The organism is Arthrobacter echini (assembly GCF_008107445.1).
GTDB classification, from domain to species: domain Bacteria; phylum Actinomycetota; class Actinomycetes; order Actinomycetales; family Micrococcaceae; genus Arthrobacter_D; species Arthrobacter_D echini_A.
Genome location: NZ_VSLD01000012.1, coordinates 1 through 15,631, shown reverse-complemented (window position 1 = coordinate 15,631; position 15,631 = coordinate 1). Strand labels below are relative to the sequence as shown.

Annotated in this window: 11 protein-coding genes and 3 pseudogenes; 4 read left to right on the top strand and 10 right to left on the bottom strand. The window is 62.6% G+C overall.

What is annotated here, in order from left to right; genetic code table 11:
- Positions 1–145 precede the first annotated feature (145 nt).
- A pseudogene (locus FQ377_RS13940) lies at positions 146–1,400 on the bottom strand (IS256 family transposase).
- A gap of 93 nt (positions 1,401–1,493) precedes the next feature.
- Positions 1,494–2,585: a sensor histidine kinase gene (locus FQ377_RS13935; protein WP_222861888.1), complete on the bottom strand. Its 1,092-nt coding sequence runs from the start codon at positions 2,583–2,585 to the stop codon at positions 1,494–1,496.
- A gap of 42 nt (positions 2,586–2,627) precedes the next feature.
- Here FQ377_RS13935 and FQ377_RS15020 point away from each other — a divergent pair, with 42 nt between their 5' ends.
- Entirely contained in the window at positions 2,628–2,936 is a 309-nt protein-coding gene (locus tag FQ377_RS15020) for a hypothetical protein (protein ID WP_168796560.1), read from the top strand.
- 175 nt (positions 2,937–3,111) lie between these two features.
- Here FQ377_RS15020 and FQ377_RS13930 read toward each other — a convergent pair whose 3' ends face one another.
- From FQ377_RS13930 to FQ377_RS13915, 4 genes are all read right to left on the bottom strand, one after another.
- The gene (locus FQ377_RS13930; protein WP_136455024.1) at positions 3,112–3,789 is read right to left on the bottom strand and encodes a response regulator transcription factor; all 678 of its coding nucleotides are present in this window, start codon (positions 3,787–3,789) and stop codon (positions 3,112–3,114) included.
- On the bottom strand, positions 3,789–4,433 hold the full coding sequence (locus FQ377_RS13925) for a phosphatase PAP2 family protein (RefSeq protein WP_222861887.1): 645 nt from the start codon (positions 4,431–4,433) through the stop codon (positions 3,789–3,791). The genes FQ377_RS13930 and FQ377_RS13925 overlap by 1 nt, the downstream gene beginning before the upstream one ends.
- Before the next feature lie 146 nt (positions 4,434–4,579).
- On the bottom strand, positions 4,580–5,206 hold the full coding sequence (locus FQ377_RS13920; protein WP_246021294.1) for a DedA family protein: 627 nt from the start codon (positions 5,204–5,206) through the stop codon (positions 4,580–4,582).
- A gap of 591 nt (positions 5,207–5,797) precedes the next feature.
- The gene (locus FQ377_RS13915) at positions 5,798–6,562 is read right to left on the bottom strand and encodes a PepSY domain-containing protein (RefSeq protein ID WP_136455020.1); all 765 of its coding nucleotides are present in this window, start codon (positions 6,560–6,562) and stop codon (positions 5,798–5,800) included.
- 119 nt (positions 6,563–6,681) lie between these two features.
- On the opposite strand from FQ377_RS13915, the gene FQ377_RS13910 reads away from it, so the two are divergent.
- On the top strand, positions 6,682–6,909 hold the full coding sequence (locus FQ377_RS13910; protein WP_148601805.1) for a hypothetical protein: 228 nt from the start codon (positions 6,682–6,684) through the stop codon (positions 6,907–6,909).
- A gap of 404 nt (positions 6,910–7,313) precedes the next feature.
- Here FQ377_RS13910 and FQ377_RS13905 read toward each other — a convergent pair whose 3' ends face one another.
- The 4 genes from FQ377_RS13905 to FQ377_RS13890 form a co-directional block, all read right to left on the bottom strand.
- Positions 7,314–8,132: a hypothetical protein gene (locus tag FQ377_RS13905; RefSeq protein ID WP_136455018.1), complete on the bottom strand. Its 819-nt coding sequence runs from the start codon at positions 8,130–8,132 to the stop codon at positions 7,314–7,316.
- A gap of 61 nt (positions 8,133–8,193) precedes the next feature.
- Positions 8,194–10,008, bottom strand: coding sequence for a bifunctional lysylphosphatidylglycerol flippase/synthetase MprF (locus FQ377_RS13900; RefSeq protein ID WP_222861886.1), 1,815 nt, complete (start codon positions 10,006–10,008; stop codon positions 8,194–8,196).
- 46 nt (positions 10,009–10,054) lie between these two features.
- Complete coding sequence (locus FQ377_RS13895) at positions 10,055–11,362, bottom strand: alpha/beta hydrolase (protein WP_148601803.1); 1,308 nt, start codon at positions 11,360–11,362, stop codon at positions 10,055–10,057.
- On the bottom strand, positions 11,359–13,587 hold the full coding sequence (locus tag FQ377_RS13890; protein WP_211096865.1) for a bifunctional lysylphosphatidylglycerol flippase/synthetase MprF: 2,229 nt from the start codon (positions 13,585–13,587) through the stop codon (positions 11,359–11,361). Before FQ377_RS13890 ends, FQ377_RS13895 begins: the two co-directional genes overlap by 4 nt.
- A 372-nt stretch (positions 13,588–13,959) precedes the next feature.
- Between FQ377_RS13890 and FQ377_RS13885 the strand changes: the two are divergent.
- Together FQ377_RS13885 and FQ377_RS15345 are read left to right on the top strand one after the other, a co-directional pair.
- Positions 13,960–15,123: pseudogene (locus FQ377_RS13885) on the top strand (IS256 family transposase).
- A gap of 6 nt (positions 15,124–15,129) precedes the next feature.
- Positions 15,130–15,274 (top strand): annotated as a pseudogene (locus tag FQ377_RS15345) (IS256 family transposase); the annotation flags it as partial.
- Positions 15,275–15,631 lie beyond the last annotated feature (357 nt).

Below are 15,631 nucleotides of genomic sequence, written 5' to 3'. Positions count from 1 at the left end.
GACCCTGTGCAGAGGTCGGCGCTTACGGCGGTACCCAACCGCGGAAGCACGCATGCAGCAAACGATACCCGCAGCCCATGTATAGTCCCCGCCTGTCATAGCAGGGTCTGTCCGATAAACGGTGTGTGGGGTCCGGCGGTTTTCATTAGTGGATGGTTTTCTCGAACCGACTTGCGAAGGTGATCGCGAACGCGTTGAGCGCTGGTTTCCACCTGATGACCCAGCGTGCTCTGCCACCGCCGGTCGGGTCAAGAGACCGGGTCACGAGATACAGACACTTCAGCGCCGCGGCCTCATTTGGGAAATGGCCCCTGGCTCTGACAGCCCGCCGGTAGCGGGCGTTGATCGACTCGATAGCGTTCGTCGTGCAGATCACCTAAGCGAATCTCCACGTCGTACTCGAGGAACGGCACAAACTGAAGCCCACGCGGATTCCCAGAGCTTCACGATCGCTGGATACCTTTTACCCCACTCCGCAGCGAACTCCTCGAACCGGTCCTTCGCAGCGGCTTCGGACGGGGCCGTATAGACCGGTTTGAGGGCCCTGACGATCCCGTCGCGGTGCTGCCGGCCAGCGTAGCGGAAGCTGTTGCGGATCAGGTGCACGACGCACTGCTGCACCACCGTGCGCTCCCACGTCGTGTTGATCGCCTCGGGTAAGCCCTTTGAGCCCGTCGCAGACGGCGATGAGCACGTCCTCGACGCCGCGGTTCTTTAGCTCGGAGAAGACCTGCAACCAGAACCGGGCACCTTCACCCCCGTCGCCGGCCCAGATCCCCAGAATGTCACGCTCCCCATTCACGGTGACGCCCATGACGACGTAGAACGGTGTGTTCCGTACCTGCCCGTCCCGGATTTTCACGACGATCGCGTCCACGAAGAGCACAGGGTAGAGCGGGTCCAGCGGACGAGAAGACCACTCCGCGAGCTCACCTGCGACCTTCTGACGTGATCTTCGAGATGGTGTCCTTGGAGGCCCTGGCGCCGTAGACCTCCTCGAAATGCGCCGCTACTTCTCCCGTGGTCAGTCCGCGGGCGGACAGCGAGAGCACGATCTCATCGATGCCATCCAGACGACGCTTCCGTTTGGGCACGATGACCGGCTCGAAGGATCCGTCGCGGTCCCTGGGCACTTCGATCTCGACCGGGCCGATCTCCGTCAACACCGTTTTCGATCTCGTCCCGTTGCGCATGTTCGCCGCAATGGGCGTCTGCCCGTGGTCGTGCCCGAGATGCTCGGTCAGCTCCGCCTCCAGCGCGGTCTCCAGCACGCTCTTCGTCAGCTGACTCAGCAAGCCACCCGGACCGACAAGGCTCACGCCCTGCTCCTTGGCCTGGGCCAGCAGCCGTTCGGCAAGGACCTTCTGATCAATGATCTCTCCCGTCACAGGATCGATCATCGCCTCTAATACTTCGGTCGTGAAGTCGTTCACGGCCATCTCCTCTCGGATCAGGCCGGACTCCCACACACCGTTTTTCTGACAGTCCCGTCTTCATTGACGCCCTCGACGCGTTTTGAGTATTTCGTCGGGGGAGCTGCGTGCCGGATCGCTATCGGGAGCTGCTTTTTTCGTGCTGGCGTCGACCGTCGCCGGGTGAGTATTTTGCAGTGGGAGGATCACTTCGAAGCGTGTGTGACCGGCTGGTGTTTCGGTCGTGACGATGGTGCCGGAGTGCGCCCTGATGATTTCTTGGCTGATGGCCAGACCGAGACCGCTGCCGCCGCTTTCCCGGGTTCGGCTCGCGTCGAGGCGTACGAACCGGTCGAACACTCGCTGGCGTTGTGCTGCGGGGATTCTGTCACCGTCGTTGTCGACCGTCAGGATCACTGTCCTTCCTGCGGCTTCGAGGCCGTGATCGTGACTCTTATCGGCTGGGTTGGTGACGGTGGTAGGTCCTGGTTCGGTCGTGAGGTTCATGGTGATGGTTGTGGCCGCGTGTCGGTCGGCGTTGTTGAGGAGATTCCTGATGACCTGGGTGATGCGTTGGGGGTCGGCTGTGATCCGCGCCGGTTCGATATGTGTACGGATGGCGTGTTGGGAAACGCCTTTCAGCCGGGCCAGTTCCTCGAGGAGCAGATCATCGAGGTCGACGTCCTGCATCACGAACCTGAGCCCGGCATCGTCGATCTTGGCCAGGGTCAGCAGGTCTTCGACGAGGTATCCCATCCTGTTGGCCTGGGTCTGCAGCATGCCGGACGTCTCGCGCCAGGTCGTTACGGAGGGGTCGGCGGCCGCGATCTCCAGTCCGGTGGTCAGGGTGGCCAGAGGGCTGCGCAGTTCGTGGCTGGCGTCGGTGACGAATCGGCGCTGCGCGGCGTCGGCGCTCTGCAGCCTGGTCAGCATGTCGTTCATGGTGGAAGCGAGGCGTTCGATCTCGTCGCGGGTGGGAGGGACCTCCACCCGCTCGTCGAGGTGCTGCTGGGAGATACCGGCCACGGTTGCGCGGATGCGTTCCACAGGTCGCAATGCCCGTCCGACGAGGAACCAGATGAGCGTCCCCGCTAGAGCAAGTAGCACTGGGACACCTGCCAGGAGGAACCAGCCGACCGTGCTGATGGCATCGCGTTCAATGTCGGTCGGCACTCCGACCGCGACGATCCTGTCACCGTCGGGAGTTCGGACGCCTTGGGCTGCGACAACGTAGTCATCGACGTCGATGATGCCGCTGAGCCCTGGGTTGCCGGATACGAAAGATTGTCCAGGGTCAAGGAAATCGTCGTCGTAGAGCGCATCGTCGACGGATGGGTCTGTCGTGGCGATGACGGTGCCACGTGCGTCGATGATTTGTGTGACCTGTGCACCCGAGGTGCCGCCGACACCCCCGGGGTCAGGGATGAGATTGCCGGGAAGGTCCTCGGAGTCGTTTTCCTGGTTTTGTTCGATGATGCTGTCGCGGTGTTGTACTGCCAGGTCCCGGGCGTTGTCGAGCAGTGATGATCGTAGGACCAGGAGCAGTACTACTCCGGCCAGGATCAGAACGACGGCCATGGTCATGACAGCGGCCAGGACTGCTTGCCGACGAACACCCCACCCCGATAGGCGTGGGGCGCCACGGCGGGAAGTGCGGCGTGGTGTCCCACCCGGCGGAGAAGCTACCGTTGGGCCGGGTTCACGGCTCATCAGAGACCAGGCAGTATCCCATACCCCGGACAGTGGTCAGTGTTGTGGTGTCGAAGGGCAGGTCCAGTTTCTTGCGGAGGTACCCGATGTAGACCTCGACCACGTTGTCGCTGCCTTCATAGGCTGGATCCCACACGTTGTCGAGGATCTCCGCTTTCGACACCACCTGGTCGTGGTGGCGCATCAGGAAATGGACGATGGCGTACTCTTTCGGCGTCAGAGGTACAGGCGATCCTCGTCGTGTCACCATGCGTCGTACCGGATCCAGCACGAGAGAGCCGACCGTCAGGGCAACTGGGCGCTCCGGAGCTCCCCTACGGATCAGTGCTCGCAGGTGGGCGACCAGGACGATGAAGCTGAACGGTTTCGTCAGGTAGTCGTCGGCACCGAGGTCGAAGGCATCCGTCTGGTCGTACTCGCCATCTTTGGCTGTCAGCATCAACACCGGGGTCCAGATCTTCGCCTCGCGGATCTCCTTGAGGATCTGGTAACCGTGCTTGCCCGGAAGCATGATGTCCAGAATCGCGGCGTCGTACGGATTCTCCACGGCCATCCACGCGCCGGTGACACCATCGTGGGCTACATCGACCACGAACCCCTCGTTCGTCAGACCACGACGAACTGACTCGGCAAGGTCTTGTTCGTCCTCGACCAGCAGCACGCGCATCAGGGGTTCCTTCCACCTTCAGGTGATCCAATCCTAATGAGACTCGCTCGGTACCGCTGGAAGAAGCCGGTCGCGCCAGTCAGCAGGACGATCACCGCTGCGGAGAGGACGAAGGATGCCACGACATCGGAGACGTAGTGAACGCCAAGATAGATTCGAGACGCCCCGACAAGCCCAGCGAATACGGCGGCAGAGACGATGGCGGGAGTCCTCCATCGGGTCCGCCACATCACGAGCGCTACCGCGATCCCCAAGGACGCAGCAAACGCTGTGTGACCGGACGGGAACGACGTCGCACCTTGGACGCCCGGGAGAAGCGAGTCGGCCAACAACGACTGATCAGGACGTGATCTGCTAACAAGTATTTTCATGACCGCGGTTGCAGCCCACCCACCCGTGGTCAGGACGAAAATGGTCAACCCGTTCCGGACGGACCGGGTGAGAGCCATCATCGCACCCACCACGAGGGCGAGTACCACCACTGCCGATAGCCCACGAAGGCCGGCGTGAAGTGCCAGCGCGACAGCGTTTCCCACTCCGCTATGGAGGTGGCTGACGTCTTGCAACAACCGAAGATCGAACGCGGCGAGGAAAAGATTGGTCTTCAGGATTAGGCCGGCGGCCATGACGAGAACTCCGACCACGAAGGGACCGACCACCCAGTGCCGTAGCAGGAACGAGGGACGAGCCCTGCCGTGTCCGGACTCATGCTGCTTGGTATCCGCTCCTGGTCCACGCCCGACCTGCGATGACCGGGCAGCGTGCGAGCTGTCTCGCTGCGACGACGCTGTCACGGTACTTCAACCTCACGATGAGGGAGCACGGGTTCATCATGCTTCTGTTCTTCGACCAGCGGTGAAGGAGCTGCCCTGCTCGCTCTATTCTTCGTGATGTGACGCATGATCTCGACGACAGTGGGGACGACGGACAACGTCACGATGACCACGGCGATGAGATCGATATGATCAGTGACGAAGGGCACCCCACCCAGCAGCGAGCCCGCGAGGGTCAGACCGACACCCCAGAGGACCGCCCCGATGACATTCCACAGGAGGAACGAGCGGTAGCGGTACTGCGCAGTGCCGGCTGCCAGTGGAACGAAGGTCCTGGCGAATGGCACGAACCGTGCCAGGAAAAGCGATCGTCCCCCGTACCGGGTGAAGAAGTTCTCCGCACCGGTCAAGTATCGAGTGTTCAGTACCTGGGCATCCTCTGTGAACAGGCGCCGTCCGAAGCGGCGACCCAACCAGTATCCTGCCTGATCTCCTGCGATAGCAGCGCCCACGATGACCGCCATGAGGACCACCAGATTGATGCCTAGCTGAGCGTGAAGAAGGCCCGCGGTGAAGATCAGGGAGTCCCCCGGCAGGAAGGGAAACAGTGCCCCGGATTCGATGAAGACAATCGCGGCGACCACCAGCAAAACCCATCCTCCGGCGCTATCGAGCAGCGCTGCCGGGTCCGCAACGCTCCCCAGGGATAGTCCAGCCGGTAGAGACCCAGCCATAAGATGCATCATGTACTTTTCCCTCTCACACTTTGTGCTGATAGCCGGTCGGTCACTTCACTGGAGAACCTATGTAGTGCCAACCACTGGAAACCACTGACGCCTCCGAGTACTCGGTGTAGTCGCTGACGACCACGACCGAGCGTTTGGGCATTAGCTACTTGATTGCTTGGCCACCCTCCCAAGCGGGAACTGAAAGGTTCCGGAGCGTATCCGCCCACCTTTTTCTTGCAGGCGAGGGGCCACGTGGCTCATCTATGAATTCCGTCAGCGTGCCTGGGTGTGAGCCAGTCGCGGAGTACGGGTTTGGCGCAGGACCGACCGCGTACCGCTGTGGGGAGCGGTACGCGGTCGGGGTCCTGGGGTCTCACTCACGCTGAAACTGCCAGAAGGAGCTCTTGTACGGTTGACGGTCGCTGGCGAATTACCCGGAGGCTACCTGGATGGTGTTGATGTCAGGATCACCGTCATGGTCAGCCCGATACAGGGGCCTCCAGCTCCTTAGTCGTCATCGCCGGTTTCGGAGGCCAGGATGCCGGCGTCGCCGGCATCGACGGTGACTTCGGTGACCGTTCCCGCACCATCCTTGACGTCCACCTCGTACACCACGAACCCGTCTTCTTCATCGAGTTCCGAACTGACGACCGTGCTGCCGGGCACCGACGCTGTGGCAGCCTTCTCGGCTGCGCTGGCGTCGATCGTCGCGAGCTTGGCCAGCTGGGCGCTTTCCTCGGCGTCGGAGACCTCGGTCGCGGACTCCGGGACCGAGATCGACCCCTTCACCTTCGCCTCATTGCCATCCTCCTGGTCGTCATCATCATCGCCGGTTTCGGAGGCCAGGATGCTTGCGTCGCCGGCGTCGACGGTGACTTCGGTGACCGTTCCCGCATCATCCTTGACGTCCACCTCGTACACCACGAACCCGTCCTCGTCACCGAGTTCCGAACTGACGACCGTGCTGCCGGGCACCGACGCTGCGGCAGCCTTCTCGGCTGCGCTGGTGTCGATCGTCGCGAGCTTGGCCAGCTGGGCGCTTTCCTCGGCGTCGGAGACTTCGGTCGCGGACTCCGGGACCGAGATCGACCCCTTCACCTTCGCCTCGTTCGATTCGCCCCTCTCATCCTGTGCAACGTCACTGGTTCCCATCGAGTCAGTGCCGGTGGTGTTGGCGTTGGCGACGGCGATACCGCCGAGAGCGGTTCCGCCGACCAGAACCAGACCTGCGATCGAGCCGACGACGGCCTTCTTCTTCTGGGAGGTGTTCATGGCACTACTACCTTTCAATCAACGCATGTGAACCCTTGAATACTGCTCTCTAGCTGGTGCGTCGGGTCCGGCGCCGCTTTGGCTGCCTGATACAACTCTCACCCCCGTTCACTTAGAGAATGCTGAGAGAGCAGGGGGCCGCCCTCGCCCTCGTCTTCGTCTTCGTCTTCGTCTTCGTCTTCGTCTTCGAGGGTCAGAATCGCTGGTCAATCGCATTGATCGCTTCCTTGCGCGGTGCCCCGAAGTTGCTGGGTGGTGTTCTTCGGTCGGTGTCGCCGGCTGCAGATCCTCAGCATCTGTTCAAGGTCCTCGGTGAACACTGTGGTTGTCGAGCTTTCACCTACTGATGGCCGATTCTGACCAGACTTAGATGCTCTGAGGAGGACACCATGTACCGGACAGGACGCGAGCAACGTCGGGCGGCGATGATGGCAGGAGGGAGTTTCCTGCTGGGTGCACTACTGGTGGTGACAGCGGCCGTGGGCAGCACCGTCACGTCATCGCAGACCGCAGCACCCACGACAACAATTGTCCACAGCGTCGATAGCGTCAGGACTCCATGGGTCACCTAGCACCAGCACGAACGGGTCCAGCCGTCAGTCACCCCAGCGGTCATTGCTGCGGCGAGGAGTGCACAGGCCATTCGCAGGGAACCGATCAGTGACGGCCCGGGACGCCCTTGCTTGTCGTGGTCCATCCACCTTGGGTATCGTCCGTTTTCGGTCCGGCAGCGCAGCGGGACTACTGAGTACTACGACGCCTGGGGACTGACTAGGTGTTCGAGCAGGGTGTTGGAGGTCGAGATCCTCATCGTCGCCACGATGGCGGCGATCATGGCCACCACGGTGGGAATGGCCCATCCAGGACGTACCTGGTCCCCGAGAGCCATGACACCGACGATGGACGGTACGACGATCTCGATCACCCACAACCAGGCTGATGCTTCATTGACTGCGTCGGCGCGGGTCTCCAGCGCCCGGGAAAACATCACGGCTCCCACAATGGCGAAGCCTACGATCAGCCATACCAGTGGCTCCTTCAAAAGCGCATCGATGGAGGAGCCATGTATCGCCCGGGCCGCAACAGCGGCACCCGAGTACCCCATGCCGGCCACTACCGCGCATACGGGTGTTCGCGGATGCCTGTAGGACAGCGCGGCCACAGCTACCAGCAGGATCAGCGAAAAGGTGAGGACCAGGCTGAACTGTGCAGGGGCGGGTGCCGGTGGGCCCGGCTGTGCGGCGACTACAACGACACCGCACGCCAAACACACCACGATGACGGCAACCCAGACACTACGACTTGGCTTCACCCGAAGTATTCGTGCTGCCAGGATCACGGTGACCGCCAGCGACGCGGCCAGAATCGTCTGCACCGCCAGGAGGGGCAGGTGGCGCATCGCCACTACCGACAGTCCCCACCCGATAAGGTCCAACACCGTCCCGGCTACATACAGCGGGTGCTTCAAGACCAGGAGGCCGACTGCACGGCGAGTCGCCAGTGACTGCAAGATCGCGGCGCTTCCCATCAACACGGAAGCCACCACGGCCGCGGCCAGGGAAACGCCCATCAGCAGAACCTCGCTTCCCGATCGAACGAGGACGAAGCAGATGAGGAGTTCCTGCCCGGTGTCATGACCGCGCCGCCCTGCCCGGGGTGTCGATCACTCCTTCAGCCTGGGCAACCGCCAGTCCCTGTTTCAGGAGTTCATCCCCGCTGCCGCGCATCACGTACCGCGGAACCCATGTGGGGTCGTACTTCTCGTTGAACTTGCCCAGCGATTCCAGTTGCGAGTGCTTGGCGACGATGTCGAGGATGCGACGTCGGATCTGCTCGGCGACACTCTCGGGCGGCTTCGTCATGAAGTCCCTCATGACCGCGAAGTTCAGGCCCAGACCCTTGCCCCCCTCAGCGGCGATGCGCTCGATCGTCTTGACGATCATGAAGTCGGTCAACCCGTTGGGGACATCCGTGGCAGTGTCGCGGCGCATCACGTCCAGCGACCAGCCGGGCAGATCGGTGGCAGGAACCCACTGGATGAATCCGAGCACACGGCCCCTCTCATCGGTGGCCAGCACCATCAAAAAGCCGGTATCGGCAGGATCGAACATTCGGGACAGCGTCATCGAGAAGCCCCGCTCCGTCTCACCCTGACGCGATTTATCGGCGATAGCGAGCACCTTCTCCCGCACTTCGTCCGGTGCCGTGGCTGGATCGATGAAAACGGCGTTCACTCCTGCACGCTCGACCCGGTTCACTGATTGCCGCAACCCCTTCACAGCCCGCCCGGTCAGGGTGAAGGAAGCCACGTCGACGACGGCTTCGTCGCCGAGATACATGGGTTTCAGGCCCGCATGACCATACATCTCGAGGCGGTCTGCGGAGGCTGCCACAACCATCGGCGTCCAGCCACGTGTGGCAGCAAAATCCATGAAATCTGCCCACACCTGGTACTGGCTTCCATGAGGGCCTATCGGATCCGGTGAGACCAAACAGACGCCGCCTCGCACCGCGTAGGCCACTACCGCGTCGTTCGTGAAGAACCATTCCTTGTCATCGCGTAGCGCGAAGTAGTCCAACGTTCCCCCACCATAGAGAGCAACGATAGCCCTGGCACGTTCGCGGTCGACGAGGTGATCCGCCGGTGTGCGCGGCAACGATCGCCGAGGTGACAGAAGTATCCACAGTGCCGCCACCACCACAGCAATCCCAGCCGCTGCCAACAACGGTGTACCTGCTGGCCCCAACCCCACGATGGGCAGACGTGTGTCACCTCCGAGCCGCTCCGCAGCGGCACGGATCGTCTCACCGGCCCGCGGGTGATGACGGCGCCCCAGTGTCAGAGCGAGCACCGTCGACACCACGATCACGAACACTGTGGCCCCCACCGCCACATTCACAGCCCGCCGCAGCTGAGCCCGGGCAGGCACCACGGTGAAAGCCCGCCGGACCAGAACCAACCATCCGACCAGGACGAGACTGATTACTCCTTCCTCGACATCGAGGCCCTTGATGAGGTTGAGCACAACCGCCGTCACCATTAGAGCAACCGCCACCACCCACGCGATCCGCTGACCGTGCAACAACCCACGAGCACACAGCCCCAGTACAAAGCCCACGAACACCGTCGATGCGGCAGCGGTGTGCAAAGCGGGAAATGGTAGTACTTCCAGCAACACTTCCATCCGCACACGTAACGGCGGCGACAGCGCAGACGCCACCGTCAACACCGCCAACAGCACCGTCAACACAGCCGTCCACCGCCGGATACGCCGATTCCGGCGGACCCCGACCATCTGCGCTCGAGCTGATACCTCGTCTGTCTCGTCCGGCCTCGACTCGGGCGTCGCTTCATAATCAGCCCCGACCGCAGATGTGGAATCTTCACTACCTGGCCCGGCACCACCTGCGGACGAACGATCGATGGGGGCAACGTCGTCGCTCATGTCAGGCATCAGAACTCCACAATGTTTCCAGGCTTTTCGCGGTCGATTATTTGATGAGACCCATCCTTTGCGCGAGCCAATCCAGGTTGTTGACCAGGCCCGGTTTCCAGACCTGCCAGGAGTGGCCGCCGGGCAGTACCTGCTCGGTGACGTCCATGCCGGAGGCGTGGGCGACGTCGAACACCTGCTGGCCCTGGGATCTGTAGGTGGTGTCCGTGGCCCCGACGACGACGATGCCGGCCGAGTCCGGGAATGAGTGGCTTTTCAGCCTGTCGAGGGCGTTCTGGTCGGTGAACGCGGACGCGTCTCCTGCGAAGTAGGTGCTGATGACTGCCGAGCGCCCGCCCTCCACGGTCGGCTCGGTCTCACCCGCGATGTCGATGAATGTCGGGTAGACCTCAGAGTCATTGGTGGCCAGCTGCATGGTGCAGGTCCCGCCGTAGGAGTATCCGGCGATAGCCCATTGCCGGGCGCTTGCGGTTCCAGCGCCGAGGGTGGATTCCACCCAGGCCGGTAGATCCACGGAGAGGTACGTGTCGGATTTACTGACCTTGGTATCCATGCACAGGGGCGGGTCACTGGCACCGTTGTTGGTGATGTCCGGGATGATCACGACCGGTGCCAGGCCGTCGTGAGCGGCGGCGAAGGTATCCATGACCTGGGCGATCTGCCCCCCGTTCACCCAGTCCACGGGGCTTCCGGGCAGCCCGTGGAAGAGGACCAGGACGGGCAGATTCGATGCTTTAGGTGCGGCGAGGTAGGCCGGCGGTAGATAGACAAGTGCCGGTGCTGATGCGTATCCGGAGACTGGGCCGGGAATAGTCACCGAGTAGATCGTCCCGCCGGTGGGCATGTTCGGCGGCGCGGTCCACGTACTCTGCGATGTGGCCGGTGTTCCGGGGGTGTTGGGTCCGGCGGCGACGGAGCTGATGGGTTGATCCGACACGCCGGTATCTCCCAGGGCACTGGCGAGGGTCGGATACTGCCCGAAATGCACGTTGACGAATGATGCCGAGGCCACGGCGACCAGGACCACGCTTACCACCCCGGCCACCACCGCGACCAGCCTCGAACCCGACCTGGCGCGGATCCGCGGTACGACCAGGAGCAGGGCGAGGAAGGTGAGGCCCGCCGGGATGTACAGGATCGGGGGGAGGGTGTCGTCCCACCAGTGGAAGACGTTCTCCGCGACATATACCAGGACCAGGGTGAGTCCTCCTGCGGCGATCAGCGCCACGGGCACCACGCGGACCAGGTAGCGGCGCGATTTCACCACCAACCATCCGAGCCCTGCTGCGCCCGCGGCGAGGGCAAGGACCGGGACCGGGCCGGAGATCAGGGAGATGGTACTCATGCGCTGCGTACCAGGACCTTGCGGGCGAGGTTCAGGCCCTGTCCGAGGGAGACTTCGGGTAGATAGGCCCGGCCTACGGCGTTCGCTATCGCGGGTAACGCCGAAGCGTCCGGATACACCATGTGCAGTGCCTCGTATGTCGGTTGGAATTTGGCTTTGAAGGCCAGGAGGGATCTGAAGCCGTACACCGGTTCGAGCAGGGCGCCCAGCCCGGCAAGAACCCGGTCGAGGACCTTCACCGCGTCCGGGGAGTCGGTGGGATCAAGGCGCGCCAGCGGCGCCCCCGAGAGGCTGATGAACCCGAATCCCTCCTGCTCGAGGGTCAGGGCGGCCGAGGCGATCAGGAACTCGATCGAGGCCCGGAACCCTGTCCCACGTCGGCGCATGAAGTCCAGGGTCCACCCGACCACTTGACCATCTTCGTACACCGGCAACCAGGAGGTCACGGCGTGAACAGTCCGATCAGCGTCGACGGCGATCAGACAGCGCACCTCCGGATCATCGACCTGGTCCAGCGACCCAAGGGTGAACCCCATTTCCGGCATGCTTTTGTCTGCCACCCACTCCTCGGAGATCGCGTTGATCTGATCAACCACAGCTCGTGGCGCAGAAGGATATCTCACCCACTCCGCCCGGATGCCCTCTTTCCCTGCCTTGTTCAGAGCAGTGCGGATGTCCTGGAACTTTTTACCGGTAAAGGCGATCGAGCCCAGCGGCAGGATCGTCTCCTCCGCGACTTGGACGCTGTTCCACCCGGTGGCGTCGGTCAGGTCACTGACCCGGCCCCCCACGGAGTACAGGCACGGAGCCCACCCGTTCATCGAGCAGAACTCGCTGAACTCGTCGATCGTCGCCGCGAGCTCCTCACGCGGTCCAACCGGCTCACCGAGGGTCAGTGCCACCCCTGACAGGACCCGAAAGGCGACGTAGCTGGACCCGGAGGAGGAGAACCAGTACGAATTACCGGGCCAGGTCGTCATCCAGCCCAGCGTGCTCCCACCGTGGAGGTGCAACAGCTCGCGGGCCCGGTCCTCATCGGTCCCGGCACCGTAATGAGCTGGACGGAGGAACGACAGGATCATCAGGACAGCGGCAAGTAGCCAGAACACGACGCCGACACCCTCGTAGAGCAACACGGCAGCCGGGCTCTGCGGCACGATCGCCGGAACCTGTTCAAGAAACTGACTCAGCGGGAGGAGACGGTCGGGCGCGTCGAACAACAGCTGCCTGAATCCCGGCTCCGGAGTGAACCCGTCACTCAACAACAGACCGATTACCACATACAGCGCGCTCAACATAATTCCTGCCACAGCCAGCACCACGACGAGCCGCCTGTAAGTGCCAGGTGGGGCGGAAACAGTGAATAGAGATCTACTCATCAGGAGGACAACGATCACCACCAAGGGCACGATCAACGCTACGGCCACGCTTACGAGCCGGCCGGCGTACGCTGCTTCAACCAAGGGCAGACCGACGATCCCTGACGAACCGGCAGAGAGCGAGAAAACCTCTGCTGCCGCCCGGATCGTTGCGAGTGTCTGGATGATCAGCGCCGCCCACCACGCGAATCTGCGACCTCGGCGGAGTCCGTCGGCGAGGACCACCAGGAGGAACGACGGCAGGACAGCCATGAATACCGCACCTGCGCCGGCACGCAATTGCAGCCTCGCGGCTGCGCAGTCCTCCACCTGCGCCGAATCCGCACACACCGCGGTGACAGTCGCCGGATCGGTGGGCTGGACCTCGGTGAACAGATACTCGAGGACAGCCAGCGGACCCGCCGCCTGCGTATTCAGCGCGGCGATCACCGGACCGGCCGCACACGCCGCCACCAGGAGCGCGATCAGGACCCGCGCCTCCCTCCGGCTCACGGCGAAACGCGGCCGATGAATACGGCGGCCCTTCAGCCAAGGACCGATGATCGCGCCGACCACCGCAGCGAACAGGTTAAGCATGTCCTGGAAGGTCCCGCTGAACAGCGCCAGCAAGACCACAACGGTGAACAGGCCGACCCGCAGGCGCCGCCTCCACAGGGTTCCGAGCGCTGCCGATCCGGCGGCTGCAGCACCACACACCAGGCCCGTCACCCCCACGAAGGACTCGGATACCAGGGCTGCCGTCCAGTCACCGACCAAGGCACTCGTCAGCCCGGTGAAGCCAACAGTCAGAAAGACTCCGACGACGTGTGCCGCCAGGGCAGCGAGTAGGAACCTGCCGCTTCCCATCCGTCGTTCAAACGCCCACCCCGTCAGCATCAACAAAACGGTCGCTACCAGATATCCGCCGAGGGAGTCCGCCCAGAACAGGGCTGTTCCTATGGTCCAGGGACTCGACACCGCGGAGTCTACCGAGAGACGGACGGCGGAAGCCAACGGTTCGGCGGGCCCGGACAACAAACTTCCCGTCGTCAACCCCACCACCCAGAACAACACCACATACCCAGCCGTTACCGGCCGACTCACAATAATGCGCCCGAACGTCCGAGGCCATTCAGGTCGAACCATACGTAAAACCTCGCCTTCGGAACACAGTTTGCGATCCTCAGCACAGAATAACCGCCGGACCTAAGCCTTGATCCACCGACCCGCGGGTGGTGGATCAAGGCTAAGGAACAGGGCCTGGCGCTGACCGGCCCTGATGGCCTGCTGAAGCTGTTCACGAAGAACGTGCTCGAGACAGCCCTGAGCGAGGAGCTCACCGAGCATCTCGGGCACAAAAAGCATCGTCCCGACCGTGACCGCACGTCGGGCAATGTCCGTAACGGGAAGCGCCCGAAGACTGTGTTGACGGAAGCGACTGGGGAGGTCACGATCGAGGTCCCTCGGGATCGGGATGGCTCTTTCGAACCGCAGATCGTGAAGAAGCGACAACGTCGTTTGAACGGGGTCGCGGAAGTCGTTTTGTCGTTGTATGCCAACGGCTTGACGACGGGTGAGATCAGCGCGCATTTCGCGCAGATCTACGGTGCATCCGTGTCGAAGTAGACGATCTCCCGCGTCACGGACAAGGTCGTCGAGGAGATGAACGAGTGGTCCGCGCGGCCCCTGAATGAGGTGTACGCCGCGATCTTCATCGTCCCCACTTCGTGGGAGGTGCCCCAATCGATCGTGGTGAAGATCCGTGATGGGCAGGTCGCGAACCCGCCCATTCACGCGGCGATCGGGGTCAGCTTGGCAGGCGAGCAGGACGTCCTGGGCCTCTGGGCCGGCACCTGTGGTGTGGGCGCGAAATTCTGGATGAGCGTCCTCACTGACATTCGTAATCGCGGGGTGAAAGACTCGCTCTTCCTGGTCTGCGACGGGCCGAAGTGGCAGCCCGAGATGATGTCGAACGTCTGGTCGCTGGCAACAGTGCAGACATGTGTGATCCACCTGATCCGGAACACCTTCAAACTTGCCTCCAAGCAACACTGTGACGGGACTAAACGTGCGATCAAACCGATCCACTCGGCGCCTAACCCGACGGCCGCGAGGGCCGCCCTTGATGAGTTCACCGAGCTGTGGGGCACCAGATACGGGGCGATCGTGAGGCTGTGGGAGATCGCGAGGGAGGAGTTCATTCCGTTCCTGGACTACGACCTCGAGATCCGCAGAGTGATTTGCTCCACCAACGCGATCGAGTCGTTGAACGCCCGATACCGCCGAGCCGTCCGGGCGCGCGGACACTTCCCGACAGAGCAGGCCGCGCTGAAATGCCTGTACCTTGTCACCAGATCCCTCAACCCGACAGGCGCGGGACGAGCCCGATGGACGATCCGCTAGAAGCCCGCGCTGAAATGCCTGTACCTTGTCACCAGATCCCTCAACCCGACGGGCGTGGGATGAGCCCGATGGACGATCCGCTGGAAGCCCGCGCTGAACGCATTCGCTCTTCCCCTTCGCCGACCGCTGGCCGGCCGCGGAGACCTACTAAATGAAAACGCCAGAAACACCGTTACTGAGACAGGCCCCTTTCACATGGCCATGTCCGCACGTCTGCACGTGTGGTATTCCTGCTGCTGCGATCATTCCATGTCGTGGCGATCCATGGCCTGAATGGAACCGGAGGCACCACCGCGTTGAAGGTTCCTTAGGTTCTTACCTGGAACGCCCCGGTGCGAGTGTTCCATATGGACGTCTTTGACTCGACTCGTTAGAGGCCTAAGCCTTGATCCACCGATGAGTATCGGCGAGATAGCACGTCATTAAAGACGAAATGCCCGCCTGACCGGGAAGAATAGGACTGTCTAAGGTTCAAATTCAACTCGGTGAGAGGGCATCTCGCAGATGC

Coding starts and splice junctions, on each gene's coding strand:
- FQ377_RS13910 (WP_148601805.1), top strand. CDS start 6,682: ATGCTGAGAGAGCAGGGGGCCGCCCTCGCCCTCGTCTTCGTCTTCGTC.
- FQ377_RS13930 (WP_136455024.1), bottom strand. CDS start 3,789: ATGCGCGTGCTGCTGGTCGAGGACGAACAAGACCTTGCCGAGTCAGTT.
- FQ377_RS13895 (WP_148601803.1), bottom strand. CDS start 11,362: ATGAGTACCATCTCCCTGATCTCCGGCCCGGTCCCGGTCCTTGCCCTC.
- FQ377_RS13890 (WP_211096865.1), bottom strand. CDS start 13,587: ATGGGAAGCGGCAGGTTCCTACTCGCTGCCCTGGCGGCACACGTCGTC.
- FQ377_RS13905 (WP_136455018.1), bottom strand. CDS start 8,132: ATGGGCGTTTCCCTGGCCGCGGCCGTGGTGGCTTCCGTGTTGATGGGA.
- FQ377_RS13915 (WP_136455020.1), bottom strand. CDS start 6,562: ATGAACACCTCCCAGAAGAAGAAGGCCGTCGTCGGCTCGATCGCAGGT.
- FQ377_RS13900 (WP_222861886.1), bottom strand. CDS start 10,008: ATGAGCGACGACGTTGCCCCCATCGATCGTTCGTCCGCAGGTGGTGCC.